The sequence below is a fragment of the Steroidobacter sp. genome (genome assembly GCF_036402275.1).
GTDB lineage: Bacteria > Pseudomonadota > Gammaproteobacteria > Steroidobacterales > Steroidobacteraceae > Steroidobacter.
Genome location: NZ_DASWTF010000015.1, coordinates 23,602 through 49,604, shown reverse-complemented (window position 1 = coordinate 49,604; position 26,003 = coordinate 23,602). Strand labels below are relative to the sequence as shown.

Sequence of the window (26,003 nt, the reverse complement as noted above, 5' to 3'; positions counted from 1 at the left end):
GGCCGGATCAGGCCGCGTCCTGCGCGGGAGCGGATTCAGTTGGGCGAGCTGCGCTGGCCCGCGCGGGTGTGTCGCTGGCGCGGCGGTGACGTTCCGCCTGGCCCAGCAATTCCAAAGCAGCGGGTGCTTGGTCTTCGCCCGCGAACGCGGCCAAGCCCGTCGAGAGGCGAATCCCGCTCGCGATCGAGCTCAATCCCCAGTGAACGAACGCATTGCGAATCGTTTGTTCCATGGCGCTCGCCTCGGTCGCGCCGCTCTCGGGCATGACGACGACCAGTCGGCAAGTATTCGCAGGCGCAGGCAGCCGAACGACCCAGTCGAGCTTCGGTCGCATAGCTTCGTGTGCGGCGCTGAGTAACGTGTCCGAAACCGTTCCGGAGCCGCTGCGTTGCTGGAAAGCCGTGGCATCCGCGGCGTCGAGGCCGATGCTCAGGATCTGCAATGTTTTCTTGGAGCGTCCCGACTGGACGATCTCAGCTCGTAAGCGGCCGACGAGATGTCGCGCCGTGTGCGCGCCGTTTTCCAGATCGACCGTTGCCGGCTCATGCGCGCGACCCGTTCGTGACGACTGACGACGGCGAATCGCAGTGATGCCCGCCTGCACTCGACCCACGAGCTCGGACAGAGAATTTTGCCGCATCAGGTACTGGTCCACGCCCATGCAGTAACCCTGCTCATGAACGCGCACGTCCGTGGTGTCGGTGGGCATGATGATATAAACGGGCGCCAGCGAAAGAATGCGCAGCCTGGCCACGAATTCGATGCCATCCACCGGCGGCACAGCGCTGTCGGTAACGACGACGGGGAACCACTCGCGAGCAAACATGGTAAGCGCTTCGACGCCGTCAGCGGCGGCAGCCACTTCGTAGCCCTGCAGCTTGAGCAACGCTGCCGCCGACTCGCGCATGCCCACATCGGCATCCACGATCAGGATGCGGCGAGGCGGTGAAAAATCGGGCGTGGCGCTCATGCTGGTTGCTTGTTATGCGAAGGGACCAACGGTACTCCGTCAGCGGCTATCAGCGTTAACGCGCCTGCCATTTCTGTGAGGCGGGTACCGGAGCGGCGCCGCCGCCTGCTCTGGAATAAATCGAATCTCAAGACTATGTCGGTCCGGCGCCGTGCGGGTTGAGGGTCGAAGTGTGCGGAGGTTCGCACTTCGGCGGCGGCCGAGGCCAAAAGCTGGCGAAAACCTGACGGACTCGCCCCAAACAGTGCGCCGTCCGCGCGGTTGCGCACCCAACGGGTGCGCTTACAGCAACTGATATTCTTATAACTTGATCCAGGTCACAGTCCTTCTACTCTCGGGTATGAAGCGCGCCTGGTCCCGCGCCCCCTAAAGAGGAGTAGATCCCATGTTGGCCGCCCTCAATCGTCGCATCGCGCGCCGTTCCCTGTTGCTATCCAGTCTTGCCGTTCCTTGCTTGTTCGCTGTCCAGAATGTCGCCGCTCAAACGTCGCCGCAGACGCCTGCGGACAGCAGCGATGAGATCCTCGACTACGTCATCGTCACGGGCTCGCAGGTGTCGTTGCCGCCCGAGTACGCGGGCGGGCAGGTGGCCCGCGGCGGACGCGTCGGTCTGTTCGGCAACCTCGACCTAATGGATACGCCCTTCAACAGCACCAACTTCACGGCCGAGTTCATGCGCAACTTGCAAGCGCGCAGCGTGGCCGACGTCGTGCAGAGCGACCCTGGCGTGCGCGTGGCTCGCGGCTTCGGCAACTTCCAGGAACTGTACGTCGTGCGCGGTTTCCCCGTGTATTCCGATGACATGGGTTACAACGGCCTCTATGGCCTGTTGCCGCGCCAGTATGTCGCCGCGGAATTCCTCGAGCGCGTGGAAGTCTTCCGTGGCGCCAACAGCTTCTTGAACGGCGCGGCGCCGGGCGGCAGCGGCGTCGGCGGCTCGTTCAATCTCGTGCCCAAGCGTGCGCCAGACGAAGATCTGAACCGCATGACGCTGGGCTATGAAAACGACGGCCAGGGTTACGCTGCCGCGGATTTCGCGCGTCGTTTCGGCAGCGACGATGGCTTCGGCATTCGCGCCAACGCCGTGCGTCGCGATGGCGAAACGTCAATCGAAGATCAGGAACGTCAGCTCACCATGTTCTCGCTTGGTGTGGATTATCGCGGCGACAAGGCGCGGTTCTCGGCAGACTTCGGCTGGCAGGATCACAACATCGATTCGCCTCGCCCCAGCGTGACTCCATCAGCGACGGCAATTCCGCGTGTACCGGATTCGTCCAAGAACTTTGCGCAGGACTGGACCTTCAGCAGCGAGAAAGATTTCTTCGGCGTGGCGCGTGGCGAGTACGACATCACCGATAGCATCGATGTGTGGGCCGCCGTGGGTATTCGCGACAGCGAAGAACACAACGCGCTCGCCAATCCGACATTCAGCCCGACGGCCAGCTCGCCCAATCGCATCACCACGTACTTGTTCGAAAACTACCGTGAAGATTTCGTGCTGACCGGCGACGTGGGCATTCGCTTCGAATTCGACACCGGCCCGGTCAGTCATCGCGTCAGCACGTCGGGATCGTACTTCGACCTGGACTCCAAGAACGCGTACGCCATGGCGCTGCCGACCACGAGCGTGGTCAGCGATCTGTTCAACCCCGTGCAGGCGGCCCGTCCGACCGGCAATTTCTTTGGTGGCGTGTTGTTCGACCCTCGCACCACCACCGAAACCACGACCAAGAGTCTGGCCCTGGCCGACACGCTGGGGTTCGCTGACGATCGATTCATGGTGACGCTTGGCGCGCGCTATCAGATCATCGAGCAGCACACCTTCAACTACAACACCGGTGCAGAGAACTGTCAGACCCCGCCTTTCCCCGGCGCGACCCGGATCTGCGGTTACGACGAGAGCACTGTCACGCCCATCGGCGCGGTCGTCTTCAAGATCGCGGATCAGTTCTCGCTGTACGCGAACTACGCGGAAGGTTTGCTGCAAGGTACGCAGGTGCCGAACACGGTGAATACTCCGAACGGCGTTGTCACGCCGGTGAATGCGGGCGTGACGCTGGATCCGTTTGTATCGACGCAGTACGAAGTCGGCGCGAAATACGATGGCGGTGTGATCGGCGCCACGCTCGCGGTATTCCGGGTGAATCAGCCGACGGCCATCCTGGCGGGCGATGTCGTGCGTGACGATGGCGAGCAGCTCAATCAGGGCATCGAGCTCAGCTGGTACGGACAGGTGGTGGAGAGTCTGCGGCTGCTCGGCGGCGTGACTTTCCTCGATACCGAGTACAAGGAAACACAGTTCGGCGTAAACGAAGGCAACACCGTCATTGGCGTGCCAGACATTCAGGCCAATGTGGGTGTCGAGTGGGATTTGCCAAAGCTCACCGGGCTCAGCGTCGATGGCCGCGTGGTCTACACCGGCTCGCAGGAAGCCAACATGGCGAACACGTTGAGCATTCCTTCGTGGACGCGCCTGGATCTCGGCGCGCGTTACGAGATGGAGCTGGGCGAAAACAACACGCTGACATTCCGCGCCCGTATCGACAATGCCACCGATAAAAACTACTGGGCCTCGGTCGGCGGCTCGGTGGGTGCGAACTATCTGGTGCTCGGTGGGCCGCGGACCTTCGTGGTCTCGGCCTCGCTGGACTTCTAGCGTTTGCTGCGGCCGCCGTGATCGGCGGCGGCCGCTTTTCTCTGGGCGCGAGCGCGACCACAATACGAGTCGACCGATCGATTACATGAGGGAGCCTATGAAGGCTGGTGTCCTCGGGCTCGGCCTGGCGTTGTTCGCCGCCGTGGCCGGCGCGCATGAAGATGAAATGCTCTTCCCCACGCTTGCGCAGGGCGTTCCTTCCGAAGCGGGTTTCGCGTCCAACCTGATTCGCCCCAAACAACCAGCGGGACAAACGCTCCCGTTACAAACCACGCGGCAGATCAAATTCGACACCGATGAGGGCACGTGGTTGTCCATCGACATTGCGCCCAACGACAAGCGACTGGTGTTCGACCTGCTAGGTGACATTTACACGCTGGACGCGGCAGGCGGCAAAGCCACCGCGATCACGCGCGGACTGGGCTTCGATACACAACCGACGTATTCGCCGGACGGCGCGTGGATCGCATTCGTCAGCGATCGCTCCGGCGCGGAGAACGTGTGGATCGTGCGGCCAGACGGCTCGGACGCTCGGCAAATCAGCCTCGGCGGCGACGATAGCGTGCTGGTCTCTCCTGCCTGGAGCGCCGACGGCAAATCCATCTACGTGAGCCGGTTTCTCTGGAGCGCCGACAGCTATCAATTGTGGCGCTACGACTTGGATAGCGTCGAAACGCTCATCGCGCCGATCAAGGCTCCGGGCCAGCCCCGCGATCGCGGCAACAGCTCTCTCGGCGCAGTCGCGTCGCCGGACGGCAAATATCTCTATTTCGCGCGCCGCCAGGGCATATCGGAGGACCACAAGGTCAACGAATGGTCCATCGTCCGTCGTGAGATCGAAACCGGGGTCGAGAAAACATTGATACCAGCGGCAACGGCGCGCGGTCGTTCCCCAGGCGCTTACTTCCGTCCCGCCCTGTCGCCCGATGGCCGGCTGCTGGCGTACGCCACTCGTTTCGAAGGTCAGACCGGTCTGCGATTGCGAAATCTGGAAACGCACGAAGACCGCTGGCTCGCACTCCCGATCGAGCACGATCAGATTCATGCGCAGAGCTGGCAAGATCTCGCGCCAGGCTACGCTTTTACTCGCGATGGTCGCGCCGTCGTCGTGAGTCGCAACGGCAAGCTCGAACGGGTCCCCATCGATGGTAGTGCTGGCGCGGCAATTCCGTTCATCGCCCCAGTCGACATGCAGCTCGGGCCGTTGACTCGCGTCGCCGTGAAACAGGAGACCGGCCCCGTACGCGCCAGATTGATCCAGACGCCCGAGCAGTCGCCCAACGGAAAACACGTGGCATTCTCTTCGTTGGGTCATTTGTACGTGATGCCGCTGAAAAGCGGCGCGATGCCAACCCGACTCACAGCCAGTGACAAGCCAGAGTTTCATCCGAGCTGGTCGCCTGATGGAACGCGCATCGTCTTTGTCACTTGGAGTGCGAAAGACGCCGGGCAGGTGTGGATCGCTCCCGCGCATGGCGGCGCGCCTCGACAAATCAGTGACGTCGCCGGTTATTACTCACATCCGATCTTCACGCGGGACGGCAAGTCCGTGCTGGCCGTGCGTTCTGATAACAGCGCCCGTCTGCATACCTCCATGGAATTCGGCCAGCACGTTCGAGACGCTGCGCTGGTGTCGATGCAGGTCGACGGCGGCGGGCCTGTGAAGGTGATCGCCACAGGGACGTTCGGTGGCAAACCTCACTTCTCGGCCGATTCGAATCTGGTCTACGTGCGCCAGGCGGCGGGCTTGAGCAGCATCGATCTCGTGAGCGGTGAGATCAAACCCGCAGTGAATGTGCAGGGGCCGAACTGGTACTTCGCAGAGTCGCTGGCGCAAGTCGACGACAGCCGCTTGAGCCCGGATGGCAAATGGGTGCTGGCGATCATCGCTCAGCAAGCGCATGTGGTGGCGGCGCCCGCACCGGGTCAGGTGGTCGATCTGCTCAACCCGGAACGCGAGCATCGCCGCATCACCGACGTGGGTGCGGATTTCATCGAATGGGCCGACGGCGGCAACACCGTCACCTGGTCGGTCGGCTCGACCTTCTTCAGACGCCCGCTCGCAGATATAAAACTCAACGCCGCCAACAGCCCGAACTGGAGCGCGGATGCGCCGAAGCGAGGGGTCGATTCATTCCGGGCGATCGTCGAAGTGCCGCGTGACGATCCTCGCGGCAGCCTCATCTTGCGTGGTGCTCGCGTAATCACGATGCGCGACGCGGAAGTGATCGACGACGCCGATGTTTTGATCCGCGATGGAAAGATCGCTGGCGTCGGTCCCCGCGGATCCCTGAAGCCGCCGGCGGACGCGGCGATCCGCGAAGTCACGGGAAAAACCATCGTGCCGGGGTTCATCGATATTCACGATCACGTCGCCGACATTCGCCGCGATGTGATTGCCATGGAGAGCTGGGGCCTGCGCGCCCGCTTGGCCTATGGCATTACGACCGCGTTCGATCCCTCGACGCTCAGCATCGATATGTTTGCTTATCAGGACCTGGTCGATGCCGGCATCCTGGTGGGCTCGCGCGTGCCCAGCACGGGCACGGCGATGTTCTCGTTCAATCGTCTGGCCTCGATCGATGAGGCTCGCGCGTTGCTGACCCGCTATCGCGATCACTACCGCACGCGCAACGTGAAGCAATATCTGATCGGCAATCGCATGCAGCGCCAGTGGCTGGTGCAGGCTGCGTCCGAGCTGGGGGTGATGCCGACTACCGAAGGTTCGCTGGCGTTGAAATTGGACCTGAGTCAGATCATGGATGGCTACGCGGGCAGCGAGCATGCTTTGCCGACGCCGCTTTATAACGACGTCATCCAATTCGTGGCGCGCAGTGGCACGAGCTATGACGCCACGTTGCAGATCAAGAACGGCGGGCCCGGCGCGCAGGACAATTTCGTGATTCGCGATCAGTTGTTCACAAACCAGAAGTACCGGCGCTTCCGGCCCTATTACATCGCCAGTCAGCAGGTGCTGTCGCGCGAATGGACCGAGCCGTCGACCTTGCTCTATCCGCGGATTGGCGGTGACGTGGCTCGCATTCAGCGCGCCGGCGGCGTTACCGCGATGGGCTCGCACGGCGAGCTGCAAGGGCCAGGATTCCATTGGGAGATGGAAGCGCACGTGCAGGGCGGCATGACGCCGCTCGAAGCGCTGCATGCCGGCACCTTGGGCGGCGCGCGGGCCATCGGCCGAGCAGCGGAATTCGGCAGTATCGAACCGGGCAAGTTCGCCGATTTGGTCGTGTTGAATACCGATCCGAGGGAGGACATTCGCCGCAGCCGTGACATTGCCCTGGTGATGAAGAACGGCCGGCTTTACGACGCCAACACGCTGGATGAACTGTGGCCGCGCCGCCGCGTGCTGGAGGCGCCCTGGTTCGCCGACGAGCGCCCGCCAGGCGAGTGAAGGGCGGCTCGGCTTTTGACCTAGAGAGTCAGCCGGCTGGCGATGGCGGCCGCATGTCCCGATAATGCGCCCTCATCGAGGCCGCGTCGGCCTGCAACCTAGCTAATCGCCACATGCCTTTGTCCATCGTCATCCTGGCCGCCGGCCGGGGCAAACGTATGAAGTCGGACCTGCCCAAGGTTCTGCAGCCGCTGGCCGGTCGTCCCATCCTGTCGCATGTACTGGACACCGCGAAACAGCTGAAAGCCGAGGCCATCCACGTCGTTTACGGCCACGGCGGCGAACAGGTTCGCCAAGCGCTGGCGACCGAGCCGGTGAACTGGGTGCTGCAGGCGGAGCAATTGGGTACCGGCCATGCGGTGGCTCAGGCCATGCCCGCGATTCCGGACGATCACGATGTATTGATTCTGTACGGCGACGTGCCGCTGATCCGCCAGCCGACCTTGGAAACATTGCTCCAGCAATGCAATCCCAAGGCGCTTGCGCTGCTCACGGTCGTGCTGCCCGATCCGACCGGTTACGGTCGCGTCGTTCGCGATAACGCCGGGAACGTGGTGCGCATCGTCGAGCAGAAGGATGCGAATACCAAGGAGCGCGCCATCGGCGAGATCAACACCGGCCTGATGGCGGTGCCTGCCGCGTCGCTGCGCAAGTGGCTGTCCGATCTGAAGAACGATAATGCGCAGGGCGAGTATTACCTGACCGATATCATCGTCATGGCCGTGCGCGGCGGGCTCAAGGTCAACGCGGTGGTTGCGCCGACGGAAACGGAAGTGCTCGGCGTCAACGACAAAGTGCAGCTGGCGCAGCTCGAAGGCGCGTTACGCGCCGAGCGGGCACGGGAGTTGATGATCAATGGCGTCACACTCGCCGATCCGGCTCGAATCGATATTCGCGGCAAAGTCACGGTGGGGCGCGACGTTTTCATCGACGTGAATGCGGTGCTCGTCGGCAATGTCGAGCTGGGCGACCGGGTGCGCATCGGCCCGAACTGTTACTTGAAAGATTGCCGCATCGATGCGGATACCGAGATCCATCCCAATTGCGTCGTCGACCGCGCGATCGTCGGCCCGCGCAATGTGATTGGCCCGTTTGCCCGCCTCCGGCCCGAGAGCGTCCTGCATGGCGACGTGCACATCGGCAACTTCGTCGAAGTGAAAAAGAGCGAGATCGGCCCCGGCAGCAAGGCCAACCACCTGACCTACCTCGGCGATGCTACCGTCGGTAGAAATGTCAACGTCGGCGCGGGCACGGTCACCGTCAACTACGACGGCGTGAACAAACACCGCACCGAAATCGGCGACGGCGCCTTCGTCGGCTCCGGCTCCATGCTCATCGCCCCCATCAAGATCGGCGCCAACGCCAACACCGGCGCCGGCTCCACCATCACCAAGGACGCCCCCGAAGGCAAACTCACCCTGGCCCGCGCCAAGCAGGTCACGATCGAGGGGTGGAAGCGGCCGCAAAAGGGTCCCAAATAGGGGGAAGCTTTGCCCCTGAGGCTGGCCACCGGCGTATCTCAACAGGCTTAAGGACGCTTCCCGCCCGGGGGCGGAGCTGTGAGACTTTCCGCAGCCCCTGGAACCCCGGTCGGCTACACTCTGTTTTCTATAAATCAGCGACTCAACGGACTACCCCATCTCCCATGTGCGGAATCGTCGGCGCGATTGCGGATCGCAACATCGTTCCCATCCTGATCGAAGGCCTCCGGCGCCTGGAGTATCGGGGTTATGACTCGGCCGGCCTGGCCATTCTGAATGGCACCGGTCACCTGCGCCGGCTGCGCACTGTCGGTAAGGTGCGCAAGCTTCAGGACGCCCTGAACGACAGCCCCGTCGAAGGCCACCTCGGCATCGCTCATACCCGGTGGGCCACCCATGGCGTGCCCTCCGAGCGCAACGCCCATCCGCACATCTCGCGGGACGGCATTGCCATCGTTCATAACGGCATCATCGAGAACCATGAAGAGCTGCGCGAGGAGCTGACCAAGATCGGCTATCAGTTCACCTCCGAGACCGACACCGAAGTCATCGCGCATCGCATCCACTATCACAAGCAGAAGCTAGGTGACATTTTCCGCGCTGTGCGCGCCACCGTCGCCGAGCTGGAAGGGGCCTACGCGCTCGCGGTTGTTTCCGAGGATGCGCCGGAAAGCATGATCCTCGCTCGCGCCGGCTGCCCGGTCGTGATCGGCATTGGTAACAATGAAAACTTCGTCGCCTCCGACGTCGCCGCGCTGTTGCCCGTCACTCGCAAATTCATCTTCCTCGACGAAGGTGACGTAGCCGAGATTCGTCGCACGAGCATCCGCATCCTCGACGTCGAAGGCAACAACGCGCAGCGTCAGATTCGCGAAAGCTCGCTGTCCGCCGATGCTGCTGAGAAAGGCGAATATGCCCACTACATGCTCAAGGAAATTCACGAGCAGCCTCGCGCCATCGCGCAGACGCTCGAAGAGCGCGTCGCCGGCGGCAAGCTGCTCGAAGCTGCGTTCGGTCCCTTGGCGACCGAAGTGTTCCGACGCTGCGAAGCCGTGCAGATCGTGGCGTGCGGCACGAGCTATCACGCGGGCGCCGTGGCCAAGTACTACATCGAGCAGATCGCCCGGCTGCCATGCTGGGTCGAAATCGCGAGCGAATATCGCTATCGCAGCCCGGTCGTTCCGAAGAACACTTTGTTCGTGTCGATCTCACAATCGGGCGAGACCGCCGACACTTTGGCCGCGCTGCGCATGGCCAAGCAGTCCGGTTATCTCTCGACGCTGTCGATTTGTAACGTGCCGGAGAGCTCGCTGGTGCGTGAGTCCGAGCTGGTGCTGCTGACTCGCGCCGGCCCGGAAATCGGTGTCGCCTCCACCAAGGCTTTCACGACGCAGCTGTGCGCCCTCGGCATGCTGGTCATCGCGCTCGCCAAATTCCACGGCACCGATCCGGAGCGCGAGCGGGGACTGGTGCAGCGACTGATCGAAATCCCCGGCCTGATCGAGAAGACCCTGCATCTCGACGAGACCATCAAGAAGCTCGCCGAACGTTTCGCCGACAAGCATCACGCCTTGTTCCTCGGTCGCGGTCAGATGCACCCGATCGCAATGGAAGGCGCGCTGAAGCTCAAAGAGATTTCCTACATCCACGCCGAAGCCTATCCGGCCGGCGAGCTCAAGCACGGACCGCTGGCGCTGGTCGACGCGGACATGCCCGTCATCGCCGTCGCTCCCAACAACGACCTGTTGGAAAAGCTCAAATCCAACCTCCAGGAAGTGCGCGCCCGCGGCGGCGAGTTGTATGTTTTTGCGGATCCGGACTCGGGCTTCCAGCCGTCCGAAGGCGTAACCGTCATCACCATGCCCAAGCACGTCAGCCACTTCCAGGCGTCCGCGGTCTACACCGTGCCCCTGCAACTGCTGGCCTACCACTGCGCCATCCTCAAGGGCACAGACGTGGACCAGCCACGCAATCTGGCGAAGTCGGTGACGGTGGAGTAGCGTTCTCCCCGTCGATTCAAATACTTAGGATATAAATGGCGCCGACCCCGTCGCGGGCGGCTCTTTCAACATTACTAAAATGTAGCTACAGTGTGGCTCATGAAAGATGACGTCATTCGCGCTCGGGTCGGTTCGGATCTCAAGGCGGATGCCGCTCGGGTCCTGGCGGCGTGCGGCCTCGATCCGAGCGAGGCCATTCGGCTGTTCCTGAAGCAGGTGGTTGCGCATCAGGGACTGCCGTTTGAAGTGCGAGCAGCGGCTCCGGCGGAACCCTCGATGGAGCAGTTGCGCGTACTGAAGCGCAAGTCTCAACAGCGCGATCGCAAGATCGCCAGATCGGTCGACGTATCCAACGGCGAGATGTTTCTTCTGCGTCCGGAGCGCCTGCGTGGCGCCAAGGTCCGTTGGCCCAAGGCTAGTCTCGTGTGAGCAAACTGGCCGACGTACTCCAGGAAGCGAAACTCTCCCCGGAGGAAGTCGACCAGATTCTGCGAATCTGCGGCGAGCTCGCCTTGCTCGTCGGCGGTCAGGCACTCGCCACCTGGGCGCTCTACTACGACGTTGAGCCGGCGGGAGTGCTAGCGCGCGCCATCACGATGGATGCGGATTTCATCGGCGGCAAGGATGTCGCTCGTGCGCTCCAACAAAAGCTCGGCGAGCCCTGGAAGATTCGCGAAGGAACGTTGGATGACGCTGGCGGGCAAGTTGCCAAGGTGTACGCGGCGATCCCCAGCCAAGGCGTCAAGCAAATCGATTTTCTCTCAGGCATCGTGGGCCTGGACACCGACAGAGTGCGTGCTCGAGCGACCCAGCTCGTGCTCGAGGACGGCAGTAGAGTTCATGTTCTGCACCCCCTCGATTTGCTGGAGAGCCGCTTGGCCAATCTCGCTACGCTGCCTTCGAAGCAGAACGCCGTTGGAGTGGCGCAAGCGCGCCTGGCGATCGACGTTGTCCGAGCCTTCATCGAAAGTCACATGGCCGAGGGAGGCGATCCCCGCATCGTTCGCCAGGTGCTCAAACGCATCGAGAAGATGGCGCTCGATACGCGGCTCGCCCAGGCAGCTTTCAAATACGACATCGATGTGCTGGCCGCGGTCCCGGTGAAGCGAATCGCCGATGCCCGTTTCCATGAAGAGCATTGGCCGAGGATTCTGCGGCGACTTGCAAGCAAGCGTGAGAAGTTCGAGCAGATCCAGACTCGCCGTACGGCCCTGCGCGCCGAAAAGAAATAACACTCAGGGCGAGCTGTCCGGCGAGCTGTCGAGGAGGCGTTGTTCGCGAGACAGGCGGACGGCGTCGCGGCGGGAGTTGACGCCGAGCTTTTCGTAGAGGGACTTGAGGTGATACTTCACCGTGTTCGGCGAGATTTTCAGCAGGCGCGCGATTTCTTTATTGGTGTAGCCCTGGTCCAGGTGGCGGAGGGCGGAGAGCTCCGGGCCGCTGAGGAGGGTGGAGTCGCGGCTTTGGGCGGAGTGGCGTTCCAGGGACTTGCGCAGACGGCGAAGGAAGTTCTCGCGGAAGCGGTCGGTGTGACGCAGGGTTGCGTGCCGCGCGTCGATGGTGGCGGACAGGCTGATGAATCGCCAGCAGTCGAGGAACGGGCCGATGAAGCCCTGGAACATCGACATGCTGACCGCTTCGTCGAAGCGGGCAATGGCCTGTTCCGGCTGCTTCGCCAAACGATGAGCATGGGCAGCGAGAATGCAGAGCGTAATGAGCAGCCGGCCGTGGCCATGCTGGCGGGCCCATCGCTCGGTGCTTTCGATCTCCGAGAGCGCCGCCTGATGATCGCCGCCACACAGATGAACCTTGGCGAGACACACGGAAGCAGCGAGTGCAATGTGACGATATTCCGGCATCTCCTCACGCATCGCCGCCGCCAATTTGCGCACACCGATTTTCTCGGCGTGCTCGCGAGCGGCCTCGTTCCGGCCAGCGTGAATCAGCGACTCGACTTCATAGATGTCAGCAAGCAGTTGCAACTGGCTGAGATGCCGATCGCTGGCGATCGTGCGCATGCGCGCGATGATGCGCTCGGCGTCGACCGCGCTCTTGCCGAAAGCCGCGCGGATGGCTGTGCAGAAGCCTGAAGCGTAAATCTCGAACCAGCCGTCCGACTGCTCCATGTGCGGCAGGGCCCAGTCGAGCAGCGCCATCGCCTCCTCGATAGCGTCGCGCTCGAACAGCGCTTCCGCTTGATACACGGCACAGTTAGCAGCGAGATCCGAGCGCGGCCCGTAAGCCCGCTGAATGTCGGCCGCCGCTTCTTTCAGCACGACCTGAGCTTCATCCAGTCGGCCCTGGGCAAGCCGGATCCTCGCCTCCAGCAGGCGAGCAAACATTTCGCCGTAAAGCGAACCCAGTGCTCGATGGTGCTCACGCGCGCGGCGGGTGGGTTCGAGCGCGCGCTCCAGCCAGCCACAGTCGCAATATTTTTCGCCCAGCGACTCGCAAACATTCGCGAGCATCAAATGATCGTTCGACGGCAGACTCAGGATCAGCGCTTCTTTCGCCAGCAGATCTTCATGCCGCACCGGCGTGTTCTCGTATCCCGAGAGCACCTCGCCGACGAGGTTCACTTCCGTCCAAAGATCCGCGGGCAAGCTGGAGCGTTCCACCGAATTGCGGAACGAATCGAAGCTGGCGCGCGCCGTGGTCATCTGGCCTTGTTTGATGAGCCGATACACGTTCGCCAGTTGCAGCCGCGGGAAGCGCGCGATGGTGGCGTTGGAAACATGAGTAAGACCTGCGACCAGCGTCTCCATTCTTCCTTCCGGGATCATGCGCCAGCCACCGGCCTCGTCGAGCACGGTGGCGAGGAATTCCTCGTCCGCCGCGCCGATGGCGTGACCGACAGCCTCGGCCACCTGGCCGTGCGATCCGAACCAGACTGAAGCCTTACGATGCAGCTGCCGAAACGTTGCCGGGTCGCGTCGCGCCAGCCGATCGCGAACGATCTGCGCGAACAACTGGTGATATCGGTAAGTCAGGTGCTGAGCGTCGAGCGGCAATAAGAACAAATTCTGTTTTTCCAGCTGCTCGAGCATGAACTGGCCGTCGCTGCGGTCGCACAGCAGATTCACCAGATCGCCGTTCAAACGCTCCAGAATGGCGGTGCGAGTGATGATGTTCTCGATGTCCGGAGGCAGGCTGGCCAACACCTGCTCGGAGAGATAACTGGCGAGCTCCCACGCCGGGCCGGAAAAATTGGCGATCAGCTCGGCGCGGTCGCACCCTTTGCGCAGCGAGAGCGCCGTCATCTGTAACGCGATGGGCCAGCCTTCGGTGCGCTTCAACAATCGGGCGATGTCGTCGTCGGCCAGCGGCGCCGAGGCGGCTCGATTCAGCATCAGCTGCGCCTCGTCGAGCGTGAATTTGAGATCGTCCGCGCCGATCTCGACCAGATCCTCGTTGGCGGCGAGCACGGCCTGACCAAGTTTCGGATAGTCACGCGAGGCGATCACGATGTGCAGGCGGGCGGGCGCCAGTTTGATCAGCCCTCGCATGAAGTGACAGACGGCCTCGCTCTCGGCGCGATGAAAGTCATCGAGGATCAGGACCGTGTCGCGATCGGCATGCGAAAGTCGGTTCACGATGGCGGACAGCGCTGCGCGCGTCGGCATGCTTTCGCCGCTATTCCCGCCGCCGATCGCAGCCATCAGATACTCGGCGAAACGCGCGGCGTCAGATTCTTCTTCCTCCAATGTCAGCCATGCGACCTCGATGCCGCGTTCCATGAGCACGCGATGCCATTGGGCGAGCAGGCTGGTTTTGCCGTATCCGGCCGGGGCGTGCAGCAGGGTGAGACGGCGAGTGACCACATCCTCCAGCCGCTGTAAGAGCGACTCGCGCGGCACATGCTGGCTCGGGCGAGCCGAAGGCGCGATCTTGGTGAGTATGGGATCGCCGAGGCTGTTCACGGATCCAATCGTAAGTTCCGGGGAGGCCGTCGAGCATAGCAAATCAACACCGCTACCCATCGCCGCGGCCTGACTGCCCATCGTCGGGGCGACGCTTACCCGTCTTTGCGCGGGGATCCATGCCCAGCCCACGTAGACTGCCCGCCATGCGACTGGGAATCGATGTGGGAGGCACGAATACGGACGCCGTTCTGGTCGCGGGACGGACCGTGCTGGCCTCGGCGAAACGACCGACGACCGATGACGTGAGCAGCGGCATCGTGAACGCGACCCGAGCGGTGCTCGACGCCGCCGCCGTCAGCCCGTCGGCCATCGAAGGCGTGATGATCGGCACCACGCATTTCGTGAATGCCCTGGTCGAGCGCAAAGGGCTCCTCGGCGTCGGCGTGTTGCGCCTTGCCGGTGCAGCCGGCGAAGCGCTGCCGCCGATGAGCGGCTGGCCCAGCGATCTGAAACGTTGCATTGGCGCCATCAGCTTTCAACTTCCTGGCGGCTATGAGTTCGACGGCCAGGAGAACACGGCCTTCAACGAAAACGCCGTCCGGAACGCCGCGCTCGAGCTGCGTCGGAAGGGATTGCAGTCCGTGGCCATCTCCTGCGTGTTCGCGCCTATCAATCGCTCGATGGAGCAACGAGCCGCGGCGCTCGTCAAAGAAGTCGCTCCCGAGATGTCAGTCACCGTTTCTAGCGCGCTGGGACGCATTGGGTTCCTGGAGCGCGAGAACGCCACGATTTTGAATGCGGCCCTGTCTCGAATGGCGCGCCATGTGATGGCGTCGTTCACCTCGGCCTTCGCCGAGATCGGCATTCACGCGCCGCTGTTCGTCAGTCAGAACGACGGCACACTGATCTCGGCCGACTACGCCGCCCAGTATCCCGTGCTCACATTGGGCTCCGGCCCCACCAACAGCATGCGAGGCGCGGCGTTCCTCACAGGCATTCAAGATGCGATCGTGATGGACGTGGGCGGCACCACCACCGATATCGGTGCGCTCGTGAATGGCTTCCCGCGCGAGTCGTCGATTGCCGTGAACATCGGCGGCGTGCGAACCAACTTCCGCATGCCCGATATTCTTTCCATCGGGCTGGGCGGCGGCACGCGCATTCACCTCGATGCCGACGGTCAGTTGCTGGAGATCGGGCCGGATTCCGTCGGTTATCTGTTGTCCAAGGAAGCCTATTTGTTCGGCGGCTCCACTCTCACTGCCAGCGACATCGCGGTGAAGGCCGGCCACGCGAACTTCGGCAATGCGGGCAGGGTTCCAGATCTCAAGCCGGGCGTGATGGACCAGATACTCGCGCGCTTCCGTACCATGCTCGAAGACGGTATCGATCGCATGAAGACCGCAGCCGCGGACGTTCCAGTCGTGCTCGTCGGCGGTGGCAGCGTTCTCGTGCCGAACGAGCTGAAGGGCGCATCGCGGGTCATTCGTCCGGAGCATGCTTCGGTCGCGAACGCCGTCGGCGCCGCCATTTCCCAAGTTGGGGCCGAGGTGGATCGCATCGTCGCTTACGACAATCAGGATCGAGCCACGGCCTTGCAGGACGTCGAACGCGAAGCGGCGGAGCGCGCCATTGCCGCTGGAGCTGACGCGCGCACCGTGCGTCTTGTCGATGTAGAAGAAACATTCCTCTCTTACATGCCAGGCAACACAGTCCAGATTCGCGCCAAAGTCGTGGGCGATCTCGCGGTAGGTGCGGCATGAGCACCGCCTCGAATAAAAGCACCAAGCTCACGATCGAAGACGTCGCCGACCTGGCGCGCGGCTGCGCGTTCTTGGGCTCGGGCGGTGGCGGCGACCCGCACACGGCGTTCATGGAGATCGAAACCGCCTTGGCCGACGGCGGCGTCATCGAGCTGATCGATATCGAACAGCTGGCGGACAACGCATTCGTCGCTCCCTGCGGCTGGATCGGCGCGCCGACGATCTCGGCCGAAAAATTGCCCAGCGGGCGCGAGGCGCTGCAGGGCTTACGCAGGCTCGAACAGATTTCGGGCCGACGCGTCGATGCGGTGTTTCCTGTGGAAATCGGCGGCAGCAACGGTCTGGCGGCGCTACTGCTGGCATTGCGCTCCGGCTTGCCGGTGGTGGATTGCGACGGCATGGGCCGCGCTTTCCCGGAATCGCAGATGGTTATTTTCAACATCCGCGGTCAGAAGGCCTCACCCGCCATTCTCACGGACGACAAGGGCAACTGCGTCGTGCTCGAGACCGTCGACAATGTCAGCGAAGAGCGACTGGCGCGTACGGCGGCCGTGACATTGGGCGGCTCCTGTCACCTCATCGAGTACTCAGCATCGGCGCGTGAGATGAAGAACAGCGCCCTGCGGGGCACGATCACGGACGCGCTTCGTATCGGTCGCGGCATTCGCATGGCTCGTGAGAGTGGGCGCGACCCCTTCGAGGGATTGTTCGAAGCACTGAAGTTGTCGCGTCATTTCGATCAGGCGGGCGTGCTGTTCGATGGCAAAATCGTCGATTTGCAGCGTGAGACGCGCAACGGCTTTTCGGTGGGACGGGCAGTGATCGATGCATTCGGCGGCGGCCAGCGCCTCGAAGTCGAGTTCAAGAACGAGAATCTGATCGCGCGCGTGGACGGCCAGGTGCGGGCACTCGTGCCCGACATCATCAGCATTCTCGACCGCGAGACGGCCGAGACCATCGTGACGGAGTGTTTGAAATACGGTCAGCGCGTCAAAGTCGTCGGCGCGAGCGCGCCCCGTGCTTTGCGGTCCGCGGAGGCGCTGGCTGTCCTCGGGCCCGATGCATTCAATCTACCCGGACCCTATCGCTCGATCGCCGAGCTCAACGGCTGGAAGTAGTCTGCGGAACCCAACATGTCCAGCACGGCCATCGAATCGAAGACTGAACAATTCGCCAATGCGCCCGTGCCGGAGAGCGAGACCGTCGACGGCTGGCGTGTCGCGCTCATTCTCACAGGCTTCGCCATCTCGCTGCCGAGCTTTCTGAGCAGCGCACAGATTTCGAGCGCGCTCGGCATGCGCGACGCCTTCCTGGTGTCGCTACTGGCCGGACTGCTGTTGTGTGCGATGGGATGCCTCACGTCCGTGGTCAGCGTTCGCACGCGACTCACGACTTATCTGCTCGTACAGCGTTCGTTTGGACGCAGTGGCGCGGCGCTGGTGAACATCGCGATCGCGTTCGTGCACTTTGGCTGGTTCGGCGTGAACGCCGCGTTCTTCGGCAACGCCATGGTCGCTGGGACTCAAGAGGTGCTCGGCGTCTCCGGGCCGTTCGCGGCGTTTGTTGTTGTCGGCGGAATCCTGATGGCGATCACGACCATCTACGGTTTTCGCGCGCTCGACCGTCTGGCGCTCATCGCAGTTCCCATACTTGCACTGATCTTGGGCGCGGTCGTGGTCATGGCTGTGCAGCGTTATGGCGTCATCTCCGCGCCAGACCCGACGCCACCGGAACCCATGAGCTTCGGCATCGCGCTGTCTGCTCTGATCGGCGGCAACATGCTCACCGTCGCCGCGATGCCCGATCTGACTCGTTACATTCGCTCCGCCAGGCAATCCGTGCTCGGCATGTTGTTGTCGTTTCCCGTCGCGATACCGCTGCTGACGCTGGCCGCGGCGATTCCGGTGCTCGCGACCGGAGAAATCGACATCATGCGCCTGATCATCGGCTTCGGCCTCGGCGTGCCAGCGTTGCTAGTGCTGATTCTGTCCACCTGGACCATCAATTCCGCCAATCTCTATTCCGCCAGCCTGAGTCTGACCGCGACGTTTCCAAGCGTTGCGCAATGGAAATTCACGCTCGTCGCGGGCGTGTTGGGGGCATTGCTCGCCGTCGCGGGCATTCTCGATGCATTCGTTTCATTCCTGCTGTTGCTCGGCGCGATCATTCCTCCGATCGCGGCGATCTACGTGATCGACGCGTTCCGTTCGAACCACACGCAGGCGCCGGTCCACTGGCCGGCAGTCGTTACTTGGGCGGTGTCGGCCGGAATCGCACTGCTCGCCAATGCAGGTTATTTCACGCTGACCAGCGTGCCCGCGCTCGATGCGACGCTGGCCGCTTCGCTGATGTACGGCGTCTGGTCACGCGCCAAAAGGGTATGAGCAGCGCCGCGCGGGTAGTTGGGCCCGCGCGATGGGTAGTGGGCTAGCCACCGCCAATCCCCCGCCCTAGCTTGCTCCAACGCTGACGTTGCCAAGATCAGCAACATGGGGAGAGAAGGATGAACAAGATTTCAATGGCCGTTGCCTGCGCCCTGACGCTTGCATCGGCCGCACGAGCTCAAGAGAGCGACGCCAACGGCGGCGAGACGCTCGAAGAAGTCACGGTGCTCGCGGATCGCGCGGGCGCGGCCACCAAGACCGACACGCTGCTGGTCGAGATTCCACAGTCCATCAGCGTCGTGACGGCCGAGCAGATCACCGAGCGCGGCGCGCTGCTGTATCAGGAAGTGTTCCGTTATTCCGCCGGCGTTTCCACCGAAGTGCAGGGCACGGACACGCGTTCCGATACGTTTGCGGCGCGTGGCTTTTATCTGAGGCAATACCTCGACGGCCTCAACAAAACTCCGAGAGGTTTGTACGGCTCGACCACCGAAGTGTTTACGTTGGAACGCGCCGAAGTGCTGCGCGGTCCTTCGGCCGTGCTGTATGGCGCGGGCAGCTCGGGCGGCCTGCTGAACGCGATCAGCAAGCGGCCGCAATTCGAGTGGGGCGGCGAGATCGGGTTGCAAGCCGGCAACTTCGAGCGCAAGCAGTTGCAGGTCGATCTCACCGGTCCGCTGAGCGACGAGCTTGCCGGCCGTTTCGTCGGCGTGCTGCGCGATGGCGAGCTGATGTCGCCCGGCCAGAAGAACGACAAGTACGTGGTGATGCCTTCGCTCACCTGGAAGCCGACCGAGCAGACCGACGTGACGTTCATCGCGCTCTATCAAAAGGAAGATATGGGCACGCAGACGTATCTGCCCATGTCCAAGACGCTGCAAGCCGGCGGCACGGATCGCGAGATTCCCATCGACTTCTTCGCCGGCGAGCCGGGATTCAATCACATGAAGACCGATCAGTACGCGGGCACGCTGCTGGTGCATCACCGCTTCAACGATTTGATCGCGGTGTCGAGCAACACCCGCTATCTCGACCAGACGGTGGATTACGGCGAGGTGTACGCGACTTTCAACTTCGGGGTCGACCCGTTCCTCGACGAGGAGCGGACGCAGTTGTCGCGCGCGTTCTACATCCTCGATGACGAGTACACCATCGTCAATTCCGACAATCACGCGCAGCTCGATTTCCAGACCGGCCCGTTGGAGCACAAAGTGCTGGTCGGCGTGGACTACACGTTGTTCGAACAGGATCGCCGCGAAGGCTACTCGTGCCGCTTCCTCTATCCAGGCTGCTTCGGCACCGACACGCCGCCGCTCGATATTTATAACCCGGTTTACGGGCAGCCGTTCGACTACGGTTACACCAACGCGTACGACAGTCGCAGCACGCAGCTCGGTATCTATCTGCAGGATCAGATGAAGGTCGGGGGCAACGTGTCGTTCGTGCTCGGCGTGCGTCGTGACCGCGCCACTTCCGAAGCCACGCTCAGTCCGAAGGACACGGTGGATGCGACCACGTTCAAGGTCGGCGTCATCGCCGAAGTGCTGCCCGGCGTCTCGCCGTTCGCGAGCTACTCCGAGTCGTTCACGCCGCTGTTCGGTGGCGACTTCTACGGCAATCCCTACAAGCCGCAGGAAGGCCGCCAGTACGAGGCCGGCATCAAGTGGCAGCCGATCTCGAACAGCTTGCTGACCGCGACGTACTTCGATATCGAGGACAGCAACTTCCTCACCACCGATCCGACCAATATTCAGAACTTCATCCAGAGCGGCGTGATCGGCTCGAAGGGCGTGGAGCTCGAGGCGCAGGTGAACTTCGCCATGGGCCTCAGCATCAACGCCAGCTGGAGCTACACCAACGCCGAAGTTCTCGAAGGCACGTCGGATCATCCGGCGGGCGATCGCATCGAGGATCTGCCCAACCATCTGGCGTCGCTGTGGCTGAGTCAGATGCTGTACATCAACAACGATCTCACGATGCGCATCGGCGCCGGCGTGCGGCGTGTGGGTGACAAGATCGACTACTATCAGATCCAGACGACGCCCGCCGTCACGCTGGTCGACGCCAGCGCCGAAGCAACCTGGAAAGACTGGTCGCTGTCGCTCAACGTCAACAACGTGGCCGACAAGGAGTACTACGCCTCCTGTGCCGCGTGGGCGACGCCCTTCGATGGCATGTGCTATCCGGGACAGACGCGCACCATCATCGGCGCCGTGACCAAGAAGTTCTGATCTTTCGACGACTGTGGAAGACTCGATGAAGTTAATGAGCAACGGCGAGCGCTATCTCGGCGCTCGTCTCTCCGCGCGGGTGTTGGTGCTGGCTGTGGCGGCGGTTGTCACCGCGTGTGCGAAGCAGGAGCCGCGAGCCGAAGCCGCCGCGGAGCTGGTGTTCAAGAATGGAAACATCTATACCGTCGATGCGAACAAACCGACAGTCACGTCGGTCGCCGTTCGCGAAGGCAAAATCGTCGCGCTCGGTGCGGATGGAGAGACCGCGGCGTTGATCGGCCCCAAGACACAGGTGGTCGACTTGCAGGGAAGATTCGTTCTGCCAGCCTTTCACGATGCACACACTCATCCGGTGTGGGGCGGCCTCGGCCAGAGCCAGTGTCCGCTGCACGAGGGCAACTCGGTGGCCGAGTATCAGAAAATGATCGCCAAGTGCGCGGCGGACCAGCCGGGCTCGGGATGGTTGGTCGGCGTGGGCTGGAAGGATGGTTTGTTTGTTCCCGAGGGGACGCCGGATAAGAAGCTGCTGGACGCTGTAGTATCGGATCGGCCGGCGGCGTTCACTTCCGTCGGCGGTCACAGTATTTGGGTGAACTCCAAAGGTCTGGAAGCCGCTGGCATCACCAAAGACACGCCAGACCCGGCGAACGGACGGATCGATCGTTACAAGAACGGCGAGCCGATGGGCTCGTTTCAGGAAGCGGCGGTGGAGTTGATCGTCAAGAAACTCCCGCCGCCTTCGGACCAAGCACGCGAGGATGCTTTGCATTACGCGCGCGATTATTTCAACAGCGTGGGCATCGTCGGCTGGCACGACGCGTTGGTGCCGATCTCCGGTGACGAGCCGGGGCAGGCCATTCCGCCTGGCGTTCCGCAGACGTATGCCAGCCTGGCGAAGAAGGGCACGCTCAAAGGTCACGTCCGGTTGGCGTTGGCGTGGGATAAGAAACAGGGCGTCGAGCAGATTCCCGATCTGGTCGCGGCCGCGCAGCGGCTGGCTGAGGCTGGCATCGAAGCCAAGTCAGTGAAGTTCCTGTTGGATGGCGTGCCGGCGCAGCGTACGGCAGCGCTCATCGAACCTTATTCGGACATGCCGGGATTCACGGGCGACATGCACATGGAACCGGCCGCGCTCGAAGAGGCGGTGACGCGACTGGACGCCGAGGGTTTTCAAATTCACATTCATGCCATCGGCGATCGCGCCGTGCGCACGGCGCTCGATGCGTTTACGAAAGCGCGTGAGCGAAACGGTGCGAAGGATCATCGTCATCTGCTCTCGCACGTGAATCTGATTTCGACGGCTGATTTGCCGAGGTTCCGCGAGCTGGGCGTCGTTGTCATTTTCCAGCCGCTGTGGGCATGCCTGGATGAGTACATGGTCATGGTCGGCACGCGCGTCGGTCAGGCTCGGCTCGACCGTACGTATCCCACCGGCACGTTGATAAAAGCCGGCGGCAAAGTGGCGTATGGATCCGATTGGCCCGTCGCTTCCGCCAATCCGTTCGAAGGCATCGAAGTCGCGCTGACGCGTCGCTTTCCTGGCGCGGCGGAGGGCGAGCGCCTGGCGCCCAACGAGGCCATCGGGCTCGCGCAGGCCATCGAGAACTACACGATCAACTCGGCATACGCGTCGCATCTGGACGATCGCAGCGGCTCGCTGGTCGTCGGCAAGAGCGCGGACCTGGTGGTGCTCGATCGCGATCTGTTCAAGATTCCCGTGAACGAAATCGCCAAGACGCAGGTGCTGCTGACGCTGTTCGCCGGTCAAGCCGTGCATGGCGACTTTGCGGCAGCCTCCGCGCCGGTTGCGAATTGATGTCCTGATTCCTTTGTTATGTCGAGTCGGTGCCGCTGGCATCGACTCGATCACATCATTCCTGAGCGTTCCTTGCTAGGCTCTCCCGTAGCCAACGGGATGGGGCGCGCAAGCAATGAAGATCGCTGGATGTGTCATCGTGGCCCTGGCGCTGGTCGCGATATTCCAGCCCTGGAGCTACGACCGGCGCGGCTTCGCGGAAGTCAGCGTGGCGGTGCCGGGCGGGGCGATCGACTTCAGTCTGATGGATCAGGCCAATAGCAAAGCGTACTGCCTGACCTCGACCTTTCAAACCAAAGATCCGGCCGGCGAGGTCGTGTCGATCAGCATCGATCGAATCGGGACAGCGTCGGCGGGCGCGCTGTACGCGCACCTGGCCAAGTCAGGAACCACGACGGGTCTCGATATCCCACAAGGTCCGATCAGCTTCTTTGAAGGACCTGGCGTCCGCAAGCTCGTATTCCCCAGCGACGAAGCGGTCGAGGTCACGGGCGCGATTCAATACAAAGGCGGCGTGCACCGCTTTCAGACGTCGCTGCAGCTGGTTCATTGGGAAAAGAACCGGGACGTCCGCAAGTACTGCGTATAGAGCCGCTTCTCGATCTGAAGGATTAGAAACATGATTGCGTCGCTACTCATGTGGCTGGCGGTGTTCGCAGCGGCGGGCGTGGTGGTGGGCCTGCTGGGGCGCGTCCAGTCTCGTGCTTTTCGCTGGGTGATTGCGGCTGTGCTCTGGCCCGCGGCGTTCGTGGGAATGCTATATGTCGATGTGAACATTCCTTTCTCGGAATCGCACTTTGATTCCGGCGCGCCGGCGCCTTTATGGATTGCGCTACTCGCCACCTTCGCCCGACTCGCTGCGCTTGCCTCTCTCTGTCTGGCGAGCCCGCTACCGCAGCGACGACCCGACGAAACATGACGTGGTCCATCGTGGCGCTGCTGGCGGTGCTCGCGGCTGCATTCGTCGTGGTGAGCCTGTTGGCGCGTGTAAAGGCGCGCGCGGTTCGCTGGTGGGCCGCGGCTGTGATTTTGGTTGCGGCCTCGGTGGCAGTCTTTTTTGTCGATGTGAACGTTCCTTTGTCGGAATCGCATCTCTATCCCGTGACTACGCCAGCGCCATTGTGGCTGGCGCTCCTGGCCGCCTTTGCTCGATTCTCGATGTTTGCAACTATCATCTTGATGCGTGACCTCTTGCACCAACCGGCGAGGGAGCCACGTTCCGAGGCCAACGAGGCCGACGCATGAAACGCATCATGTACATCGAGAACAAATCGGACGGGCTGAGCGGGCCCGGCCGTATCGGGTGGGTGGACGTGTCTCTCTCCGCGCGCTCGTATGTGTTCGAACGCCTCGGCAAACGAAGGAAATCACGAGATGATGCATGATCGAAAATGGGTGCTGGCGGAACGCAAGACCGACGAAGGTCTGTCGTTGATCCGAATCATGGAACTGGACGCCTCGTTTGCTTTCCAGCGATATCCGGAGCGGCTGAACGTCATCTGGGCGTACCGTGACACGGGGCCGGACGATACGCCCGCCGAGGAGGAGCAGGACGCGATGGGAAGATTCGAGAGCCGGATCTGCGAGTACATCGAAGCGACGGAACAGGCGCTCCTCTGCGTCGTTTTCACCGAGCCTGGCTATCGGGAGTTCGTCTTTTATTCGAGCACGGTCGAATCGTTCCTCGAGGCGCTGAGCGAAATTCCACAGGAGGAGAGCGGGCCCTATCCCATACAGATCCATCACGAGAGCGACTCGAAGGGCGAGTTCTACAAGTCGTACGCGAAAAAGCTCCTTGCACAGCGCTTCGGCTGAAGGGTCCGAGCGGGAGGGCTGAGCAAGACTGTGCGGGTGTTTACGCCCGCAATGGTCCATAATGCCGAGTTTCGGCCATCCCGATTTGGGCCCTTGTCATGCAAATCACCAAAGACGCCGTCGCACTGATCCACTACACGCTGACTGACGATGCCGGAACTACCATCGACAGCTCGGCCGGCGGTGAGCCGCTTGCCTACATCCACGGCAACGGCAACCTGATCCCGGGCCTGGAGCGCGAGCTGGAAGGCAAGGGCGAGGGCGACAAGCTCGACGTGAAAATTTCGCCCGCCGACGGCTACGGCGAGTTCGACAAGTCGCTCATCCAGCGCGTGCCGAAGCGTGCCCTCAAGGGGATCGGCAATCTGCACGTCGGCATGCAGTTGCATGCGCAATCCGAGCACGGCGTGCGGGCGGTGACGGTCACGCAGCTCCAGGGCGACATGGTCACGCTCGACGGCAATCACCCGCTGGCGGGCAAGAATCTGAACTTCAAGGTGGAAGTGGTCAGCGTTCGCACCGCCACGGAAGAAGAGCTGGCGCACGGCCATGTGCACGGCCCGGGCGGCCACCACCACTGATCCGCCTGCTGCGCCGTGCGCACTAGGATCGTGCGTACGGTGCAGGTTCCTGCACCAACCCTCCATCGCCACTGGCGTCCTTGATCGCGACTTTCCGACATTTCGCGGTCACATCCGCACCGTAGAATGACGCCGCCTCGCTGGCACACTCCGTGCTTGCTCACGGAGCGATCCTCACGTTCCAGGAGATGTCGATGGAATTCACCCCTGACACCTCACCCCCGAAGCGCACTCGCGCCAAGTCCAAGGTAGTCGCCGCGAAACCCGCTGAGACTCAGTCCGCGGCGGCGAAAAAACCGCGTGCTCCTCGCAAAACACCGACAGACAAAACTGCAGCCCCAGCGACCACCGAAGTGCAGGTCGTGGCCGCAACACTCGATCCCACACCTGAAGATGTGGGCACGATGATCGCGACCGCTGCCTACTATCTCGCCGCCGCCCGTAACTTCTCGCCGGGCCACGAGCTGGACGACTGGCTGGAAGCCGAGCGCGCCGTTCACGCCAAGCTGTACGGCTGACGAACGCACGCATTTCATCGCGCCGGAGTTTGGGAGTAGGCTGGTCCTCGCATAAGACAGGAGGGCCGCGATGCTGCGCGTTAGTTACCTGCTTGCCTTCAAAAACAAGACGGTCTGGACCATCGGCCCGGAAGAGCCGGTGCTGGAAGCCATTCAGCTGATGGCCGACAAGCACATCGGCGCGTTGCCGGTCATGCGCGATCAAGAGCTGGTCGGCATCGTCTCGGAACGCGACTACGCACGTAAGGTGATCCTGCTCGGTCGCTCCAGCTCCGACACGCCGGTGTGGCAGATCATGTCATCGCCGGTAAAAACGGTGTCCCCGGACGAAGACGTGCATCGCTGCATGGAGCTGATGACGGAGCTGCGCATCCGCCACCTGCCGGTGGTGGAGAAAAACCGGCTGGTGGGAATGATCTCGATCGGCGACCTGGTGAAGGCGGTGATCGAAGAACAACAGCAGACCATCACCCAGCTGGAACGCTATATCGCTGGGTAAATATCGAGCGGAAGACC

General features: G+C 62.4%; 21 protein-coding genes. 19 read left to right on the top strand and 2 right to left on the bottom strand.

Features of this window, described 5'->3' with window-relative positions; translation table 11 throughout:
- Positions 1 to 7 precede the first annotated feature (7 nt).
- Positions 8 to 970: a response regulator gene (locus tag VGD45_RS08585; protein ID WP_331154874.1), complete on the bottom strand. Its 963-nt coding sequence runs from the start codon at positions 968 to 970 to the stop codon at positions 8 to 10.
- 385 nt (positions 971 to 1,355) lie between these two features.
- Between VGD45_RS08585 and VGD45_RS08580 the strand changes: the two genes are divergently transcribed.
- The 6 genes from VGD45_RS08580 (at position 1,356) to VGD45_RS08555 (ending at position 11,748) form a co-directional block, all read left to right on the top strand.
- Complete coding sequence (locus VGD45_RS08580; RefSeq protein ID WP_331154873.1) at positions 1,356 to 3,626, top strand: TonB-dependent receptor; 2,271 nt, start codon at positions 1,356 to 1,358, stop codon at positions 3,624 to 3,626.
- 97 nt (positions 3,627 to 3,723) lie between these two features.
- Positions 3,724 to 7,035 (top strand): amidohydrolase family protein, encoded by a 3,312-nt coding sequence (locus VGD45_RS08575; protein ID WP_331154872.1) that lies wholly within the window; start codon positions 3,724 to 3,726, stop codon positions 7,033 to 7,035.
- A gap of 113 nt (positions 7,036 to 7,148) precedes the next feature.
- Positions 7,149 to 8,516 (top strand): bifunctional UDP-N-acetylglucosamine diphosphorylase/glucosamine-1-phosphate N-acetyltransferase GlmU, encoded by a 1,368-nt coding sequence (gene glmU, locus VGD45_RS08570; RefSeq protein ID WP_331154871.1) that lies wholly within the window; start codon positions 7,149 to 7,151, stop codon positions 8,514 to 8,516.
- A 164-nt stretch (positions 8,517 to 8,680) separates the two neighbouring features.
- Positions 8,681 to 10,516, top strand: a complete 1,836-nt coding sequence (gene glmS / locus VGD45_RS08565) for a glutamine--fructose-6-phosphate transaminase (isomerizing) (protein ID WP_331154870.1) — start codon at positions 8,681 to 8,683, stop codon at positions 10,514 to 10,516.
- A 99-nt stretch (positions 10,517 to 10,615) separates the two neighbouring features.
- Positions 10,616 to 10,945: a type II toxin-antitoxin system RelB/DinJ family antitoxin gene (locus VGD45_RS08560; RefSeq protein WP_331154869.1), complete on the top strand. Its 330-nt coding sequence runs from the start codon at positions 10,616 to 10,618 to the stop codon at positions 10,943 to 10,945.
- On the top strand, positions 10,942 to 11,748 hold the full coding sequence (locus VGD45_RS08555; RefSeq protein ID WP_331154868.1) for a hypothetical protein: 807 nt from the start codon (positions 10,942 to 10,944) through the stop codon (positions 11,746 to 11,748). The genes VGD45_RS08560 and VGD45_RS08555 overlap by 4 nt, the downstream gene beginning before the upstream one ends.
- 3 nt (positions 11,749 to 11,751) lie before the next feature.
- On the opposite strand, the gene VGD45_RS08550 is transcribed toward VGD45_RS08555, so the two are convergent.
- Entirely contained in the window at positions 11,752 to 14,436 is a 2,685-nt protein-coding gene (locus VGD45_RS08550) for a LuxR C-terminal-related transcriptional regulator (RefSeq protein ID WP_331154867.1), read from the bottom strand.
- Between the two features lie 146 nt (positions 14,437 to 14,582).
- On the opposite strand from VGD45_RS08550, the gene VGD45_RS08545 reads away from it, so the two are divergent.
- The 13 genes from VGD45_RS08545 (at position 14,583) to VGD45_RS08485 (ending at position 25,986) form a co-directional block, all read left to right on the top strand.
- On the top strand, positions 14,583 to 16,142 hold the full coding sequence (locus VGD45_RS08545) for a hydantoinase/oxoprolinase family protein (protein WP_331154866.1): 1,560 nt from the start codon (positions 14,583 to 14,585) through the stop codon (positions 16,140 to 16,142).
- Positions 16,139 to 17,260: a DUF917 domain-containing protein gene (locus VGD45_RS08540; protein WP_331154865.1), complete on the top strand. Its 1,122-nt coding sequence runs from the start codon at positions 16,139 to 16,141 to the stop codon at positions 17,258 to 17,260. The genes VGD45_RS08545 and VGD45_RS08540 overlap by 4 nt, the downstream gene beginning before the upstream one ends.
- Positions 17,261 to 17,275: 15 nt before the next feature.
- Positions 17,276 to 18,526 carry a cytosine permease gene (locus tag VGD45_RS08535; RefSeq protein WP_331154864.1) on the top strand — a complete coding sequence of 417 codons (1,251 nt, stop codon included), beginning with the start codon at positions 17,276 to 17,278 and terminating at the stop codon, positions 18,524 to 18,526.
- Positions 18,527 to 18,645: 119 nt separating this feature from the next.
- Positions 18,646 to 20,757, top strand: a complete 2,112-nt coding sequence (locus VGD45_RS08530) for a TonB-dependent siderophore receptor (protein ID WP_331154863.1) — start codon at positions 18,646 to 18,648, stop codon at positions 20,755 to 20,757.
- A 25-nt stretch (positions 20,758 to 20,782) separates the two neighbouring features.
- Positions 20,783 to 22,573, top strand: a complete 1,791-nt coding sequence (locus tag VGD45_RS08525; protein ID WP_331154862.1) for an amidohydrolase — start codon at positions 20,783 to 20,785, stop codon at positions 22,571 to 22,573.
- A gap of 115 nt (positions 22,574 to 22,688) precedes the next feature.
- Entirely contained in the window at positions 22,689 to 23,162 is a 474-nt protein-coding gene (locus tag VGD45_RS08520) for a hypothetical protein (protein ID WP_331154861.1), read from the top strand.
- 30 nt (positions 23,163 to 23,192) lie between these two features.
- A complete protein-coding gene (locus VGD45_RS08515; protein WP_331154860.1) occupies positions 23,193 to 23,492 on the top strand; it encodes a hypothetical protein in 300 nt (99 codons plus the stop codon).
- An 11-nt stretch (positions 23,493 to 23,503) separates the two neighbouring features.
- Positions 23,504 to 23,818 carry a hypothetical protein gene (locus VGD45_RS08510; protein ID WP_331154859.1) on the top strand — a complete coding sequence of 105 codons (315 nt, stop codon included), beginning with the start codon at positions 23,504 to 23,506 and terminating at the stop codon, positions 23,816 to 23,818.
- Positions 23,815 to 23,958, top strand: coding sequence for a hypothetical protein (locus VGD45_RS08505; protein WP_331154858.1), 144 nt, complete (start codon positions 23,815 to 23,817; stop codon positions 23,956 to 23,958). Before VGD45_RS08510 ends, VGD45_RS08505 begins: the two co-directional genes overlap by 4 nt.
- The gene (locus VGD45_RS08500; protein ID WP_331154857.1) at positions 23,948 to 24,388 is read left to right on the top strand and encodes a DUF695 domain-containing protein; all 441 of its coding nucleotides are present in this window, start codon (positions 23,948 to 23,950) and stop codon (positions 24,386 to 24,388) included. Before VGD45_RS08505 ends, VGD45_RS08500 begins: the two co-directional genes overlap by 11 nt.
- Before the next feature lie 98 nt (positions 24,389 to 24,486).
- Entirely contained in the window at positions 24,487 to 24,969 is a 483-nt protein-coding gene (locus tag VGD45_RS08495; RefSeq protein WP_331154856.1) for a peptidylprolyl isomerase, read from the top strand.
- A 194-nt stretch (positions 24,970 to 25,163) separates the two neighbouring features.
- A complete protein-coding gene (locus tag VGD45_RS08490) occupies positions 25,164 to 25,487 on the top strand; it encodes a DUF2934 domain-containing protein (RefSeq protein WP_331154855.1) in 324 nt (107 codons plus the stop codon).
- Positions 25,488 to 25,557: 70 nt separating this feature from the next.
- Positions 25,558 to 25,986 carry a CBS domain-containing protein gene (locus VGD45_RS08485; RefSeq protein ID WP_331154854.1) on the top strand — a complete coding sequence of 143 codons (429 nt, stop codon included), beginning with the start codon at positions 25,558 to 25,560 and terminating at the stop codon, positions 25,984 to 25,986.
- Positions 25,987 to 26,003: the final 17 nt, after the last annotated feature.

Coding starts and splice junctions, on each gene's coding strand:
- VGD45_RS08585 (WP_331154874.1), bottom strand. CDS start 970: ATGAGCGCCACGCCCGATTTTTCACCGCCTCGCCGCATCCTGATCGTG.
- VGD45_RS08580 (WP_331154873.1), top strand. CDS start 1,356: ATGTTGGCCGCCCTCAATCGTCGCATCGCGCGCCGTTCCCTGTTGCTA.
- VGD45_RS08575 (WP_331154872.1), top strand. CDS start 3,724: ATGAAGGCTGGTGTCCTCGGGCTCGGCCTGGCGTTGTTCGCCGCCGTG.
- glmU (WP_331154871.1), top strand. CDS start 7,149: ATGCCTTTGTCCATCGTCATCCTGGCCGCCGGCCGGGGCAAACGTATG.
- glmS (WP_331154870.1), top strand. CDS start 8,681: ATGTGCGGAATCGTCGGCGCGATTGCGGATCGCAACATCGTTCCCATC.
- VGD45_RS08560 (WP_331154869.1), top strand. CDS start 10,616: ATGAAAGATGACGTCATTCGCGCTCGGGTCGGTTCGGATCTCAAGGCG.
- VGD45_RS08545 (WP_331154866.1), top strand. CDS start 14,583: ATGCGACTGGGAATCGATGTGGGAGGCACGAATACGGACGCCGTTCTG.
- VGD45_RS08540 (WP_331154865.1), top strand. CDS start 16,139: ATGAGCACCGCCTCGAATAAAAGCACCAAGCTCACGATCGAAGACGTC.
- VGD45_RS08535 (WP_331154864.1), top strand. CDS start 17,276: ATGTCCAGCACGGCCATCGAATCGAAGACTGAACAATTCGCCAATGCG.
- VGD45_RS08530 (WP_331154863.1), top strand. CDS start 18,646: ATGAACAAGATTTCAATGGCCGTTGCCTGCGCCCTGACGCTTGCATCG.
- VGD45_RS08525 (WP_331154862.1), top strand. CDS start 20,783: ATGAAGTTAATGAGCAACGGCGAGCGCTATCTCGGCGCTCGTCTCTCC.
- VGD45_RS08520 (WP_331154861.1), top strand. CDS start 22,689: ATGAAGATCGCTGGATGTGTCATCGTGGCCCTGGCGCTGGTCGCGATA.
- VGD45_RS08515 (WP_331154860.1), top strand. CDS start 23,193: ATGATTGCGTCGCTACTCATGTGGCTGGCGGTGTTCGCAGCGGCGGGC.
- VGD45_RS08505 (WP_331154858.1), top strand. CDS start 23,815: ATGAAACGCATCATGTACATCGAGAACAAATCGGACGGGCTGAGCGGG.
- VGD45_RS08500 (WP_331154857.1), top strand. CDS start 23,948: ATGATGCATGATCGAAAATGGGTGCTGGCGGAACGCAAGACCGACGAA.
- VGD45_RS08495 (WP_331154856.1), top strand. CDS start 24,487: ATGCAAATCACCAAAGACGCCGTCGCACTGATCCACTACACGCTGACT.
- VGD45_RS08490 (WP_331154855.1), top strand. CDS start 25,164: ATGGAATTCACCCCTGACACCTCACCCCCGAAGCGCACTCGCGCCAAG.
- VGD45_RS08485 (WP_331154854.1), top strand. CDS start 25,558: ATGCTGCGCGTTAGTTACCTGCTTGCCTTCAAAAACAAGACGGTCTGG.